Annotated in this window: 11 protein-coding genes; 8 read left to right on the forward strand and 3 right to left on the reverse strand. The window is 60.7% G+C overall.

Annotated features, from left to right (window positions below; translation table 11 throughout):
• Positions 1-64: 64 nt before the first annotated feature.
• The 8 genes from HX790_RS24025 to HX790_RS24060 all read left to right on the forward strand — a co-directional run bounded on the left by HX790_RS24025 (position 65) and on the right by HX790_RS24060 (position 10,133).
• The gene (locus tag HX790_RS24025) at positions 65-946 is read left to right on the forward strand and encodes a hypothetical protein (RefSeq protein ID WP_017135445.1); all 882 of its coding nucleotides are present in this window, start codon (positions 65-67) and stop codon (positions 944-946) included.
• A 51-nt stretch (positions 947-997) separates the two neighbouring features.
• Positions 998-2,224 (forward strand): Xaa-Pro peptidase family protein, encoded by a 1,227-nt coding sequence (locus tag HX790_RS24030; protein WP_176992282.1) that lies wholly within the window; start codon positions 998-1,000, stop codon positions 2,222-2,224.
• A gap of 294 nt (positions 2,225-2,518) precedes the next feature.
• Positions 2,519-4,153: an ABC transporter substrate-binding protein gene (locus HX790_RS24035; RefSeq protein WP_017135443.1), complete on the forward strand. Its 1,635-nt coding sequence runs from the start codon at positions 2,519-2,521 to the stop codon at positions 4,151-4,153.
• A 63-nt stretch (positions 4,154-4,216) separates the two neighbouring features.
• Complete coding sequence (locus HX790_RS24040) at positions 4,217-5,170, forward strand: ABC transporter permease (RefSeq protein WP_176992283.1); 954 nt, start codon at positions 4,217-4,219, stop codon at positions 5,168-5,170.
• Positions 5,167-6,003, forward strand: coding sequence for an ABC transporter permease (locus HX790_RS24045; protein ID WP_017135441.1), 837 nt, complete (start codon positions 5,167-5,169; stop codon positions 6,001-6,003). Before HX790_RS24040 ends, HX790_RS24045 begins: the two co-directional genes overlap by 4 nt.
• 2 nt (positions 6,004-6,005) lie before the next feature.
• Complete coding sequence (locus HX790_RS24050; protein WP_017135440.1) at positions 6,006-7,643, forward strand: ABC transporter ATP-binding protein; 1,638 nt, start codon at positions 6,006-6,008, stop codon at positions 7,641-7,643.
• 82 nt (positions 7,644-7,725) lie between these two features.
• A complete protein-coding gene (locus HX790_RS24055) occupies positions 7,726-8,895 on the forward strand; it encodes a hypothetical protein (protein WP_017135439.1) in 1,170 nt (389 codons plus the stop codon).
• Between the two features lie 362 nt (positions 8,896-9,257).
• Entirely contained in the window at positions 9,258-10,133 is an 876-nt protein-coding gene (locus HX790_RS24060) for a LysR substrate-binding domain-containing protein (protein WP_138454052.1), read from the forward strand.
• Here the strand turns inward: HX790_RS24060 and HX790_RS24065 are convergent.
• The 3 genes from HX790_RS24065 to HX790_RS24075 all read right to left on the reverse strand — a co-directional run bounded on the left by HX790_RS24065 (position 10,080) and on the right by HX790_RS24075 (position 14,089).
• Complete coding sequence (locus HX790_RS24065; RefSeq protein WP_138454051.1) at positions 10,080-11,456, reverse strand: MFS transporter; 1,377 nt, start codon at positions 11,454-11,456, stop codon at positions 10,080-10,082. The genes HX790_RS24060 and HX790_RS24065 overlap by 54 nt on opposite strands.
• Before the next feature lie 168 nt (positions 11,457-11,624).
• Complete coding sequence (locus HX790_RS24070; protein WP_176992284.1) at positions 11,625-13,058, reverse strand: NAD-dependent succinate-semialdehyde dehydrogenase; 1,434 nt, start codon at positions 13,056-13,058, stop codon at positions 11,625-11,627.
• Positions 13,055-14,089: an aldo/keto reductase gene (locus HX790_RS24075; protein ID WP_138450686.1), complete on the reverse strand. Its 1,035-nt coding sequence runs from the start codon at positions 14,087-14,089 to the stop codon at positions 13,055-13,057. The genes HX790_RS24070 and HX790_RS24075 overlap by 4 nt, the downstream gene beginning before the upstream one ends.
• Positions 14,090-14,095 lie beyond the last annotated feature (6 nt).

Genomic DNA, 14,095 nt, shown 5'->3' on the forward strand with positions numbered 1-14,095 from the left:
TTCCACTTCAAACCGGTTTACGCAACTATCGACTCAACACAACAGCCTACTTCAGGAGCCGTGTATGAGTCTTAAACTTGCCGATGCCGAAACCGGTGATATCAGCGATATCATTAATACAGCGCTGTATCCCATACATGATTCGGGCCATGTTCAACTGCGCGCATTAATTGAACATGCGCGTGCCGAACTGGCCGAAGACGGTTGCTGCCTGCTGAAGAACTTCCTGCGCCCCGAAGTGCTGGAACAGGCGCGCCTGGAAGGCCAGGCGCTGTCGGGCAAAACGTTCTATTCGGTGCGCAAGGTCAACCCCTACTTCACCGAAGACGACCCCAGCCTGCCCCAGGATGACCCGCGCCGCACGTTCATGGAGCGCACCAGTGGATTCGTGACCCGCGACATGATCGCCCCCGACGCGATCATCCATCGCCTGTACGTGTCGCCAATGATGAAGCGCTTTATCGGCGCCTGCCTCGACGAACCGGAGATTTTCGAATACGCCGACCCTTTCGCCGGCCTGGTGATCAACGTGATGCCCGAGGGCACCGAGCAGCCTTGGCACTTCGACACCAACGAATTCATCGTCAGCATGATGACCCAGAAGCCCGAGGCCGGTGGCCTGTTCGAGTACGCGCCGATGATCCGCTCGCGCAGCCAGGAGAACCTCGGCGCCGTCGGCAAAGTGGTGCGCGGCGAAGACCGCTCTCGGGTGCAGAATCTGGCGCTCAACCCCGGTGATTTGCAGATCTTCAAGGGCCGTTTCTCGGTGCACCGCGTCACCCGCGTGGAAGGCTCAACCGAGCGCAACACCGCGATCTTCGCCTACTCCGAGAAACCCGGAATCATTGGCCGCGCCCAACGCACCAAACAGCTTTACGGACGCCTGTCCGAAGCCCACCTGCAAGCCGAACGCAACCTGGTGCGCAGCGACCAGTTGCTCGACTGATTCACGCCCATAAAAAACCAAAAAACCGTCTTTGCCCTGCGAGGAACACCCATGAGTCTGTCAGGCCCCAACCGCAACCCCGCCGACTGCGAGCCCACTTATGACGAAATCCAGCAAATCCAGCTGGACCGCCTGCAACGGGTACGCAACGAACTGAAAAAACGTGACTACGCCGCTTGTGTGCTGTTCGACCCCACCCATATGCGCTACGCCACCGGCTCACGCAACATGCAGGTGTACTCGGCACGCAACCCGGCGCGTTATGCCTTTATACCGGCAGAAGGCCCGGTGGTGATCTTCGAGTTCGGCGGCTGTCTGCACCTGGCCGAAAGCCTGAATACCGTGAATGAAGTGCGCCCGGCCAAAGCCATTTCCTACTACTTCTGCGACAGCTTCTTGAACAATGTGACGGCCGACTGGGCCGCCGAGATAGATGAACTGGTGCGCCAGTGCGGCGGCGGTAAACGCATTGCCATCGAAAGCGCCACCTCGGCCGCCGCGTTCGAACTGCAACGGCTGGGTTACCAAGTGTTTGACGCCCAGGAACCGCTGGAGCGTGCGCGCTGCATCAAGGTGCCCAACGAACTGAAAATGATCCGCGCCAGCCTGCGCGCCACTGAAACGGGTGTGCGCCTGATGGAAAGTAAACTGGTGCCGGGCATCAGCGAGAACGAACTGTGGTCGCATCTGCACCAGCATGTGATCGCCACCGATGGTGATTACGTCGAGACTCGCCTGCTGTCCTCCGGCCCACGCACTAACCCGTGGTTCCAAGAGTGCAGCACGCGGCCCATCGAAGCCGGTGATCTGGTCGCGCTGGACACCGACGTGGTCGGGCGCTTCGGCTACTACGCCGACTTTTCGCGCACCTTCCTCTGTGGCGACCAGGCCGCCACCGCCAAGCAACAGGAACTGTACAAACTGGCCTACGAGCAAGTGCAGACCAACGTAGAAATGCTCAAGGCCGGGCGCAGCTTCAAGGAGTACGCCGAGATGGCCTGGAAAATTCCCGAACATTACAAAAACAACCGCTACTTCGCCCTGGCGCACGGGGTTGGCATGACCGGTGAATACCCTTACGTGGTACACCGCGAAGACATCGACGCGCTGGGCTATGACGACGTGTTCGAAGCCGGCATGACCATCTGCGTGGAAAGCTACATCGGCCACGATGACGGCGGCGAAGGCGTGAAGCTCGAAGAACAGATCTATATCCACGAACACGGTATCGAGTTGCTCTCTGATTACCCGTTCGACCCGCGCCTGTTGCCACGCTGAACACGTCTAGCTCGAGAGGTGGCCTTGGGAAGGATCCGTAACATGCATTTATAGAAGGTTACTGCGCAGAATTTGTCGTTTGTCCATCTTTGCGCAAATGACAAAACTGCGGGCATCTCTAATAAAAACAACATGAGAGCTGCCCCTATGTCCTATCCCATTGCCCGCCTTCTGACTTCGTTGCGCCTTGTTCTTCTGCCGGTTTCACAGCGGTTCGTGCTGCGCCGTTGCTGCGCTTGCCACTGACCCTTGCGGTTCAACAAAAACGCATATTCGCAAGTACCGGAGAGGCTTATGAAAGACTTGACTACCCTGGACGGCGCCCCGCCGCATCCAGCCATCAACGACCTGTGTGTGCAAGTTAAAAGCGCTGAAATCAACCGCCGCCAGTTCCTGCGCACCGCCGCGCTATTGGGCGTCACCGTCGCCAGCGCCAGCACCTTTCTGGGCTCTGCTTTACTGGGCAGCGACGCCCAGGCCGCCGACGCCACACCGGCCCGCCAGGGCGGCAGCCTGCGCTTTGCCTGCGCGATCCAGGAAATCCAGGACCCGATGCTGATCACCTGGATCGAAGCCTCGAACCTGTTGCGCAATTCGCTGGAGTACCTGACCTGGGTCGACGCCGACAACATCACCCACCCGTACCTGGCAGAAAGCTGGAGCCCGTCCGACGACCTCACCACCTGGACCTTCAACCTGCGCCAGGACGTGAAATGGAGCAACGGTGACAGCTTCAACGTCGACGACGTGCAGCACAACATCGAACGCTGGATCGCTGCCGACTCCAAGTCGGTCAACCGCACCGCGTTCCAGGACATCAAAGCCTTCGAAAAAGTCAGCGACTACCAGTTCCGCCTGCAACTGAAACGGCCGATCCTGGCGATTCCGGAAATGCTCAACGCCTTCACGTGTGCCATCGTGCACCGCAGCTTCAAGGCCGGCGACGACTGGTCCAAGAACCCGCTGGCCACCGGGCCGTTCAAGCTGGTGGCGTTCGCAGTGAACAAGCAGGCGACCTTCGCCAAGCGCGCCGATTATTGGGGCAAACCCGCCAACCTCGACGAGCTGCGTTACATCGACATGGGCACCGACGTGTCTACCCACCTTGCCGCACTGCAAGCCGGGCAAGTCGACGTGCTGTACCGGGTGACGGTGGCCGAGCTGGACCTGGCCAAGCGCCTGCCGGGCGCGCAGTTGCTGACCTGCAAATCCGCGCAAACCGTGGTGATGCGCATGGCCTGCGACCAGAAGCCCTTCACCGACCTGCGCATCCGCAAAGCCGTGGTGCTGTGCGCTGATAACGCGCAGATGCTCAAGATCGCCTATCGCGGCATGGGCACCTTGGGCGAAGACCACCATGTGGCCCCCTCTCACCCCGAATATTTCCCGTTGCCCAAACGCGAGCGTGACGTGGCGGCGGCAAAAAAGCTGCTGGCCGACGCCGGTTTCCCCAACGGTCTGGACATCGACTTGATCGTCGGCAACACCCAGGGCCGTTATGAGCAGGACTGCGCGCAGATCCTGCAACAGAACTGCCTGGAAGCCGGGATTCGCCTCAACCTCAAGGTGATACCTGCCGCTCAATACTGGCCAATCTGGGACAAAGCCGCGTTCAGTCTCACCTACTGGGCCCATCGCCCACTGGGCGTGATGTCCCTGGAGCTGGCCTATCGTGGCGGCGGCGCCTGGAACGAAAGCCACTACAGCGACCCGGCGTTCGACGCCGCGCTGGACAAGGCCATGGGCATCATCGACCCCAAGCAACGCGCGGTGGCGATGCAAAGCGTCGAGCAGATTTTGCAGGACGCCTGCGTGATCGTGCAGCCGTTCTGGGGCGACAAGTTCACCGCCGTGAGCAAAAAAGTGCAGGGCTTTGAGGTGCATCCTTCCGACTTTTACCCCATGGGTAACGTGTGGCTGAGCGCCTGAGTCAAGGCGCGCGTTTCCTGCCCACATGGGCAGGCATTCCAACCTTCGTCGGAGCATGCACCCATGGCTCATTTTCTATTGCGCAAACTACTGGCGCTGCTGGCGACCTTGCTGTCAGTGTCCTTGATCGTGTTCCTGGCCCTGGAACTGAACATCGAGGACGTCGCCATCAACGTCCTCGGCCCCTACTCCGCCGCAGACCAGCGTGCGGCGTGGCTGGTGGAACATGGCTACAACCAACCCTTTGTGTGGCGTTATCTGTTGTGGCTCAAGGACTTTGTCAGCGGCGACTGGGGCACCTCAGTGTATTTTCGCGAATCGGTGATCAAACTGCTGCTGCCCAACCTGGCGCAAACCCTCACCCTGGCCGGCCTGGCCCTGCTGGTGATGGTGCCCGTGGCGTTGACCTTAGGCATTCTCGCCGGCATTCGCCAGGGTTCGTTGCTGGACCGGCTGGTGTCGTTCCTGTCGATCGTCACCACCTCGATCCCCGACTTTGCCAGTGCAGTGTTCGTCTCGGCGATCTTTGTGTTCTGGCTCAACTGGCTGCCAGGCGTAAGCAGCATGAGCGATGGTTTCAGCGCCGTGCAACTGGTGTTGCCGTTGATGGTGCTGTGCCTGTTCGGCATCGGCTACCTGGCGCGGATCACCCGGGCGTCGATGGTCGAAGTGATGCAGTCGCCCTACATCCGCACCGCGCGGCTAAAAGGCGCCTCCACCGCGCGCATCGTGGTACGCCATGCCCTGCGTAACGTACTGATCGCGCCGATCACGGTGATCATGCTCTACATCCCGTGGCTGCTGTCCAACGTGATCGTGGTCGAGGTGTTCTTCGCCTACAAGGGCTTCGGTTCGCTGCTCTACACCGCATCGCTGAACCATGACGTGTACCTGATCGAAGCCTGCGCGATGGTCAGCGCCGTGGTGGTGGGGGTTACCAAGATCTTCTCGGATCTGGCCTACACCTGGCTCAACCCGCGCATCACCCTGCGCAGCCTTGGCGGAGGTGCTCAATGAATCGCCTGCAAGCCTTCAAACATCCCCTGGCGTTACTCGGTTTGTTGCTGGTCGGCGGCTGGGTGCTCATCGCAGTGTTCGCGCCTTGGCTCGCGCCCCATGACCCACTGGAAAGCTTCACCCCATTGCTCACGCCAATGACCACCAGCGACAACGGCCAGAGCTTCCTGCTGGGCACTGACATGATCGGTCGCGACATCCTCTCGCGGCTGATCTGGGGCACCCGCACGGTGCTGTTCTGGTCGATCCTGGCCACGCTCACGGCGTTCGCCGTCGGTATCGCCATGGGCCTGTGTGCCGGTTACTTCAACGGCTGGGTCGATGCGCTGCTGTCGTATGTGGCCGACACCGTGCTGTCGTTCCCGGTGCTGGTGTTGTACATCGTGATCATCATTGCCCTCGGCGCCTCGGCGCTGAACATCCTGATTGCGGTGACGTTTACCAGTGCGCCAGCGATCTTTCGCATCATGCGTGCGCTGACCATCGATATTCGCTCGCGCGACTACGTGCTCAGTGCAATCACCCAGGGCGAAGGCTCGCTGCGCATCATGCTGGTGGAGATTTTGCCCAACTGCGGTGGCCCGTTGATCGTGGATTTTTGCCTGCGCATCGGTTACACCGCGATCATGATTGGCGCCCTGGGTTTTCTCGGCCTCGGCCTGCCGCCGCCCACACCCGACTGGGGCGGCATGATCAACGACGGCCGCGCCATGGCCATCGCCTTCCCGCACCTGGTGATCTTCCCGTGCATTGCCATCTCCACCCTGATGCTGGGCTTGAGCCTGCTGGCGGACGGCCTGGATGAAAACGCCCAGCAAGGCGCAAGGAATTGAGCATGAACCCACAACCTGTATTGCGCGTGCAAAACCTCTCGATTGAACTGCCTGTCGGCGCAGACCGCAGCCATGCGGTGCACGGCATCAGCCTGGAGGTACGCAAGGGCGAAATCCTCTGTGTGATCGGCGAATCCGGCTCCGGCAAATCGGTGCTGTCGGCGGCGATTATGGGCGACTACGCCAAAGGCTTGCGCCACGCCGGTGGGGTGATCGACTTTCTTGGCGATGATATTTGCACCCTCGACGAAACCCGCCTGCGCCAGCTGCGCGGCAACCGCATCGCAATGATTTTCCAGGAGCCCATGGCAGCGTTGAACCCGGCGATCCGGATCGGCAAGCAAGTCGAAGAAATCTTCGATATCCATGCGCCGCAAATGCCCCAGCGCGAACGCCGCGAACGCATGCTCGCACTGCTGGAATCCACCCAGTTGCCCGACCCGCCGCGCATCGCCAACAGCTTTCCCCATCAACTCTCCGGCGGCCAATGCCAGCGGGTGGTGATCGCCATCGCCTTGGCGATGAACCCCGACTTACTGATCGCCGACGAACCGACCACCGCCCTCGACGTCACCACCCAGGCCCAGGTGTTAAAGCTGGTGCGCGACCTGCGCGGGCGCGGCCAGCATGGCATTTTGTTTATCACCCACGACTTCGGGGTGGTAGCGCAGATTGCCGACCGTATTGCGGTGATGGAAGGCGGCCGCCTGGTGGAAATCGGCGAGCGCGACCAGGTGCTCAACGCCCCGGCCCACGCCTACACCCGCAAGTTGATCGCGGCGGTGCCGGCGCTGCATCCTGAACTGCACACACCCAGTGCCGACGGCGAGCTGGCGCTGCGCATCCAGAACCTGACCAAGACCTACACCGTCGGCGGCAGTTCGGTCGCGGCCTTGCGTAACGTATCGCTGAACCTGCCACGCGGCAAAACACTGGCGATTGTCGGCGAGTCCGGCTCGGGGAAAAGCACGCTGGTCAAGGCTGCAATCCGCCTGGTGGACAGCGACAGCGGGCATGTATGGGTCGGTGATACGGACTTCCTGGCCTTGCGCGGCTCAGCATTGGCGGCCAATCGGCGGCGCATCCAAATGATCTTCCAGGACCCGTATGGGTCGCTCAACCCGCGCCATCGAGTCGGCGACATCATTGCCCGTGCTGCGCAACTGCGTGGTTTATCGGCCAAGGACGCCTGGGCCGAGGCCGGTGATTTGCTTGAACAAGTGGGCCTCAAGCGCGATGCGCTCAAGCGCAAACCCCGGCAGTTTTCCGGTGGCCAGCGCCAGCGCATCGGCATCGCCCGCGCCCTGGCCATGCGCCCGGAAGTGTTGATCGCCGATGAAAGCGTCTCGGCGCTGGATGTGTCGGTGCAAAAGCAGGTGCTGGAGCTGCTGGCCGATCTGCAAAAGCAACTCAACCTGAGCATCCTGTTTATCACCCACGACCTGCGCGTGGCGGCGCAGATCAGCGACCACATCGCCGTAATGCGCCAGGGCGAAGTGGTCGAATACGGCAGCGCCGAACAGGTGCTGTTGCGGCCCCAGAACAGCTACACCCAGGCGCTGCTTGCCGCCGCACCGGGCGCCACGCAATTACCGGCTGCCGGGCCGCCATTAAGGTTGATCCGCCCCGCGGCTCACTGAGTTTTCCCTTTCCTTGCGTCGCAGCGTCCGCTGCGGCAACGGGCTGCTGTTGCCAAAAATAACTAATAACGAGAGTAAAACCATGCGACCAACCCTACGTTTTATTGCCCTGGTCCCCGTGCTCGGCACCCTCGCGGCGCCTGCCATGGCCATCCAGGTCACCGACAACCTCGACCTCGGGGGCGCCGTACGCGCGCGCTGGGACTATGACCCGGATCGTGGCATCCAGAAGTTCGGCCTCGACACCGCGTTCCTCAGCGCCAAGTACAACTCCGACACCTGGATCGGTGAAGCGCAGTACCGCTTCTACGGGCGTTCGTACCCGTACCAGTACACCAAGAACTACGGTGATATCCAGTTCGCCAAATTCGCGTGGGTGGGCTACAAGTTCAATCCCGACCAGCAAGTGCAAGTGGGTCTGAACACCGTGCCGTTCGGCTTGCAGCCCTATTTCGGCAGCACCTTCTACGAAACCCTGGGCAATGTGATTGGTCTGGAAGACGTGCAACAGGTCGGCGCCAAATACATCCAGCAAAGCGGTGACTGGAATATTCAGGCCGGTTACTACCTGCGGCCGGCGTGGCAAGGTAAAGGCACCAGCAAAGGCGTGACCTATTCCAGCGTGGTCTCCGAAGCCGACAGCTACGTGGCCGACGGCAGCAACAACCAGGAACGCAACACCGTGGTGGTACGCGTGGCCAAGGCTATGGACCTGGGTAACTGGAAATCCGAAGTCGGCCTCTCCGGCTTGACCTCGACCCTGGAGAACAAAGACACCGGCAACGACGGCCGCCGCAACGCCGTGGCCATTCACTACCTGGGCAAGAACGGCCCGTGGGGTGTGCAACTGCAGGCGGCACGCCAGCAAATGTCGCCGCGCAACGAAGGCACCGACGGCGTGGTGACGCTGGGCGGGTATGACGGCACCTTCAACGTCGCCAGTCGCGGCAACTTGTATGTGGCGGATTTGAGTTATGACGTGGGCGGCAAGTACCTGTTCGATCAGATCAGCGGTGTGAAGCTGTATGCCAACTACAGTGCCTTTGACAAGTCTGACAATGACTTCAAAACCTCACAGCGACTGATCCTGGGTACATCGTTTTCGGTCAGTAAATTATGGGTAGCGACGGAGTGGCTGATCGGCAAGAACGACCCGTACATTGGCGGCAGCAGCTACACCCAGAGTTTGGGCGCAGGCGGCAGTAATCAGTTGGAAAATCAGCTGTACATGAACATCGGTTACTACTTCTAATAGGCCACTGACGCTATCGCAGGCAAGCCAGCTCCCACATTGAAATGCGTTGCCAGCTTGGGAGTGGGCTTGCCTGTGATGAGCATAGGTATCTACACAACCGGTTAACACGAAGTCTGTGGCCAGTGAGCTGTTGTGGCGAGCAGGCTTGTCCTGCGTTGGGCCGCGAAGCGGCCCCAGTAAAGGCACTGCAATTTTCCTGAAAGTTCTCAGTGTCAGGGTTTGGGGCCGCTTCGCGGCCCAACGCAGGACAAGCCTGCTCGCCACAGGAGAAAGTGGCGGCCTTCAAAAGTTGTGTAGATACCTATGCTGCGATGAAGCCAGCAAAAACACCATAAAAATAACAAGTATGGACCACACCCATGCGTCACCTGCCCGCCCTCACCATGCTACGCGTCTTCGAAGAAGTCGCCCGCCATCGCAGCTTCAGCCAGGCCGCCGTGGGCCTCAACGTGACCCAGGGCGCGGTCAGCCGCCAGATCAAGCAACTGGAAGACTACCTCGGCGTTGCCCTGTTCATTCGCACGCCCCAGGGCCTGTCCCTGACCGAAGCCGGCTTTGCCCTCTCGCCGCACCTGAGCGACGCCTTCGACCATATCGAGCGCGCCCTGCAAGCCGTACGCGTGCCCAACCTGCGCCAGCGCCTGCGCGTGGTCGCACCGCCTACCTGGGCCACGCGCTGGTTGTCGGCGCACTTGCGGCGCTTTTGCGAGCGCTACCCGGATATCAACCTCAGTGTCACCCACCAAAACACCCACGACAGCCTCGCGGAGATTGACTGCCGGATTCGTTTCGGCCTGCATGCGGACCCGCATTGCAGCAGTGAGCTGTTGGTGATGGAGCGGCATATCGCCGTAGCCAGCCCGGAGTTGTTCGAAGGTGACCAGCCGCCGGATCTGCGGCGTTTCCCACTGCTGCATATCCTGCACGACGGTAAGCGTTTGAAGGTTTGGGAGAACTGGCTGGCGGCCATGGGCCGAGACGACATCGATGCGGGCCAGGGCCTGGAATTCAGCACTCTGGACCAGGTGATCCATACCGCCCTGGCCGGCGGTGGCCTGGCGGTGATCGACCGGCAGATGATCGAACGTGAATTGGCCAATGGCAGTTTAGTGCCGATCACTCCCGTGGAAGTGATCGGCCCCTATGGTTATTGGCTGGATGTGGCGGCAGACAAGCAGGGCTTATCCAAGGTTCGCTTGTTTACGCAGTGGCTGGGCCAGGTCAGCAATCCCTGACACCGACGGCGCTTGGGCTTTGCACGCCTGGCTCAAGGTCAACGCCTTGGTCTCTGGCGCCCAGGCCCAAGAGATGATCGCACCCAACATCAGGATAGCCGCGAGAATCCCCATGGTCGGGCTCAAGCCAATGCCCGCCACACTCACCGGCAGCAAAAACGTGCTGATCGCCGACCCCAACCGGCTTACCGCTGTCGCCAGGCCAATCCCGCTGGCACGCACTTCGGTAGGAAAGCTTTCGGCCGGGAACACGCCAACCAAGTTGCTCACCGCCGACAACACCAGCGTGAACACACCAAAGGTCAGCACCATCAACCACGCCATACTCCCTGGCAAAACAGCGAGTAAAAACAACGCCGCCGCGAGGATGATGAATGAGTTGATAAGGAAGCCCCGCCGCGAAAACTTCACCGTGCACCAAATACCTATCAATGCACCGACAATCAGCAACAGGTTAAGCAGCAACTCAGTACCGAACCCCTGGGACAACCCCATCTTCTGCAAGATCGATGGCAGAAACGTATAGATCGCGAAATACGGCATCACGATGCAGACAAAAAACAGGCAATTGAACGCGGTGCGCTTACGGTACTCACGACTGAACAACACGCCATAACCGGAACGGGTCTGCGTCGGCGGTTCTTCATCCAACACCACATGCTCGCCCAAGTGCTTTTTGACGATGGCACGGGCCTCGGCGATGCGCCCACGGTTGACCAGCCAACGCGGTGATTCCGGTGTGCCGATTCGGGCGATCAGGATCAACCCGGCCGGAATCGCCGACGACGCCAGCATCCAGCGCCAGGCGTCGTCGCCGAGGCTGAGCATCGCGGTACCGACAAAGGTTGCCGCCACATAACCAACGGTCCAGACCACGCTGAAGGAGCCGAGCAACACGCCGCGATGCTTCTTCGGCGCGAACTCGGCGAGCATGGCGTGACCCACGCTGAAATCACCGCCCAGGCCAATGCCGATGAGGATGCGGCACAGCAACAGGCCCATGGCCGTTTCAGCGTAGAACTGCATCACTGACGCGACGGTAATCAGTACAAAGCTGACCAGGAAGATTTTCTGCCGGCCGAGGCTGTCGGAAATCCAGCCGAAAAACAGGCTGCCCACAAACAGCCCGATCAGCGCCGAAGCGCCGATGAGGCCTTGCCAGAAGGCATCCAATTGCATCTGTGGGCTGAGCAGGGTGAAAGCGATACCGATCAGGCCAAGGATATAGCCGTCGGTGAAATGCGCGCCGAAGGTGAGGCCGGCAATTTTCAGGTGAAAACGGCCGATGGGCAGGTCGTCGATTTTGACGGGTTGAGCGGTCATGGTGTTCTCCATTTTGTTGTTCTTGACGGAGTAACAGCGGGCTTATGCCGAATAATTGCTCTACGTGGGAGCTGGCTTGCCTGCGATAGCGGTGGATCAGCTAAATGATCGGGAACTGACCCACCGCTATCGCAGGCAAGCCAGCTCCCACATTAGGACTGCGTGGTCTTACAGCCCTCCCATCAACAGGTATTTGATCTCCAGGTAATCATCCAGCCCATACTTGGAACCTTCACGGCCCAGGCCTGATTCCTTGATCCCACCAAACGGCGCAACCTCGGTGGAGATGATCCCTTCGTTGATGCCGACCATGCCCGCCTCCAGGCCTTCGGCCATGCGCCACACCCGGCCGATATCGCGACTGTAGAAGTAGGCGGACAAGCCGAACGGCGTGTCATTGGCACGTTGCAGCACCTCGGTCTCATCCTTGAAGCGCAAGCACGCGGCTACCGGGCCAAAGGTCTCTTCCTGGGCGATCAGCATGTCGCCATGGGCTTCGGTGAGAATGGTCGGTTCGAAAAAGGTGCCGCCCAATGCATGGCGACGGCCGCCGCAGAGCAGTTTGGCGCCCTTCTCCAGCGCATCGCCCACATGCGCTTCAACCTTGGCCAAGGCCGCCGCATTGATCAGCGGGCCTTGCTCGGTGTCGCCGTCCAGCGCACTGCCCACACGCATGGTGCTGACGGCTTCGGCCAGTTTGCGCGTGAAGGCGTCGTAAACGCTGTCCTGGATAAAGAAACGGTTGACGCACACGCAGGTCTGCCCGGTGTTGCGGAACTTGGACGCCATGGCGCCTTTGACGGCGGCGTCCAGATCGGCGTCGTCGAACACGATAAACGGCGCGTTGCCGCCCAGTTCCAGCGAGACTTTTTTCAGCGTGTCGGCGGCCTGGCGCATCAGCAGTTTGCCGATGCGCGTGGAGCCGGTGAATGACAGCTTGCGCACTACGCTGGAAGCTTGCAGCGCGCCGCCGATGGCCACCGCATCGCCGGAGACAATATTGAACACCCCGGCCGGAATGCCCGCCTGCTCGGCCAGTACCGCGAGGGCAAACGCCGACAGCGGCGTTTCTTCCGATGGTTTGAGAATCATCGTGCAACCGGCCGCCAACGCCGGGCCGACCTTGCGGGTGACCATGGCCAGCGGGAAGTTCCACGGCGTGATCGCCGCGACCACGCCAATGGCTTCCTTGGTCACAATAATGCGCGCGTCGGCCTTGTGGGTCGGTATCACGTCGCCATAGGCACGCTTGGCCTCTTCACCAAACCACTCCAGAAAGCTGGCGGCGTAGACCACTTCGCCCATGGCTTCGGCCAAAGGTTTACCCTGCTCCAGACTCAGCAGCCGGGCCAGGTCTTTCTGATTGCTGAGCATCAACTCGCTCCAGCGCTTGAGGCGCTGGCTGCGTTCCTTGGCGGTGAGCTTGCGCCAGGCCGGCAGTGCGCGGTTGGCGGCGTCGATGGCCAGGTGGGTTTCTTCAGCGCCAGCGCGTTGCACCTCAACGATCAGCGCGCCATTGGCCGGGTTGACCACCGGATAACTCGGCCCACCGCTGGACCATTGGCCATCGATGTAGTTGCCAGTACGGATCAGCGGGTTCATGCCACGGCCTCGATCAGGTTGAAACGGTCCAGGCCCGGGCGGGCCTCGCGCAGGATGCGCTTGCCGGCGGTGTAATCATTAATCACGTCGCACGGGGTGTAATTGCGTTCCAGCTCGTGCAGTTCTTCGGCGTCGAGCTGGGTGTCCAAGGCCGCCAGCGCGCTGTCGAACTGCGCGGTGGTATCGGCGCCCACCAGCATCACGTCGACGCCTGGGTGGTTGGCGACCCAGGCCTGGGCGATCTGTGCATTGGACACGCCACGGGCACGCGCCACACGCTGAACCGAATGGGCGATGTCGAACGAGGCCTGGTCGCTGTACATCTGCTGGGTGAAAAAGTCGGTCTGGTTGCGCGTCGACTGCACTTCGCCGGTCAACAGGCCACGGGCCAGCGGGCTGAACACCGAGACGCCCAGGCCCTGGTCGCGGCAGAACGGGATCATCTCGCGCTCTTCTTCGCGGTAGGCGCAGTTCAGTTGCAGCTGCATATTGATCGGCTTGACCCAACCATTGCGTTCGCAGGCCATGAGGATTTTCGCCAGTTGACCGGTGAGCATGGTCGACACGCCGATGTAGCGAGCCTTGCCGGAACGCACGATGTCGTTCATCGCCGCCATGGTTTCTTCGACCGGGGTGTTCACATCGAAGTAATGCAGCATGAACACGTCGACGTAATCCATGCCCAGACGGCTGAGGGATGCGTCAATGCTGTCCATGATGTGCTTGCGCGAGTGGCCGCTGGCATTGATGCCACTGCGGGTGCCGTAGCCGACCTTGGTGGTGACCACAATGTCTTCACGCCGTGCCACGCGCTTGAGGATGCGCCCCACCACTTCTTCGCCGACGCCTGCGGAATAGAAGTCGGCCAGATCGATGAAGTTAACCCCGTTGTCCAGGGCGTGGGCGACGATCGGCTCGCTTTGCTTTTCATCGAAAATCCACGGTTTCCAGTCCGGGGTGCCCATGTTCATGGTGCCCAGGCACAGACGCGAGACTTGCAAGCCGGAGTTGCCCAAACGAATGTATTGCATGGCAGT

It is taken from the genome of Pseudomonas sp. IPO3747 (assembly GCF_013385245.1).
Classification (GTDB): Bacteria; Pseudomonadota; Gammaproteobacteria; order Pseudomonadales; family Pseudomonadaceae; genus Aquipseudomonas; species Aquipseudomonas edaphica.

Excerpts from the sequence above, each read along its gene's own strand:
- HX790_RS24060 (WP_138454052.1), top strand. The coding sequence starts at position 9,258 with ATGCGTCACCTGCCCGCCCTCACCATGCTACGCGTCTTCGAAGAAGTC.
- HX790_RS24050 (WP_017135440.1), top strand. The coding sequence starts at position 6,006 with ATGAACCCACAACCTGTATTGCGCGTGCAAAACCTCTCGATTGAACTG.
- HX790_RS24075 (WP_138450686.1), bottom strand. The coding sequence starts at position 14,089 with ATGCAATACATTCGTTTGGGCAACTCCGGCTTGCAAGTCTCGCGTCTG.
- HX790_RS24070 (WP_176992284.1), bottom strand. The coding sequence starts at position 13,058 with ATGAACCCGCTGATCCGTACTGGCAACTACATCGATGGCCAATGGTCC.
- HX790_RS24035 (WP_017135443.1), top strand. The coding sequence starts at position 2,519 with ATGAAAGACTTGACTACCCTGGACGGCGCCCCGCCGCATCCAGCCATC.
- HX790_RS24055 (WP_017135439.1), top strand. The coding sequence starts at position 7,726 with ATGCGACCAACCCTACGTTTTATTGCCCTGGTCCCCGTGCTCGGCACC.
- HX790_RS24040 (WP_176992283.1), top strand. The coding sequence starts at position 4,217 with ATGGCTCATTTTCTATTGCGCAAACTACTGGCGCTGCTGGCGACCTTG.
- HX790_RS24045 (WP_017135441.1), top strand. The coding sequence starts at position 5,167 with ATGAATCGCCTGCAAGCCTTCAAACATCCCCTGGCGTTACTCGGTTTG.
- HX790_RS24065 (WP_138454051.1), bottom strand. The coding sequence starts at position 11,456 with ATGACCGCTCAACCCGTCAAAATCGACGACCTGCCCATCGGCCGTTTT.
- HX790_RS24025 (WP_017135445.1), top strand. The coding sequence starts at position 65 with ATGAGTCTTAAACTTGCCGATGCCGAAACCGGTGATATCAGCGATATC.
- HX790_RS24030 (WP_176992282.1), top strand. The coding sequence starts at position 998 with ATGAGTCTGTCAGGCCCCAACCGCAACCCCGCCGACTGCGAGCCCACT.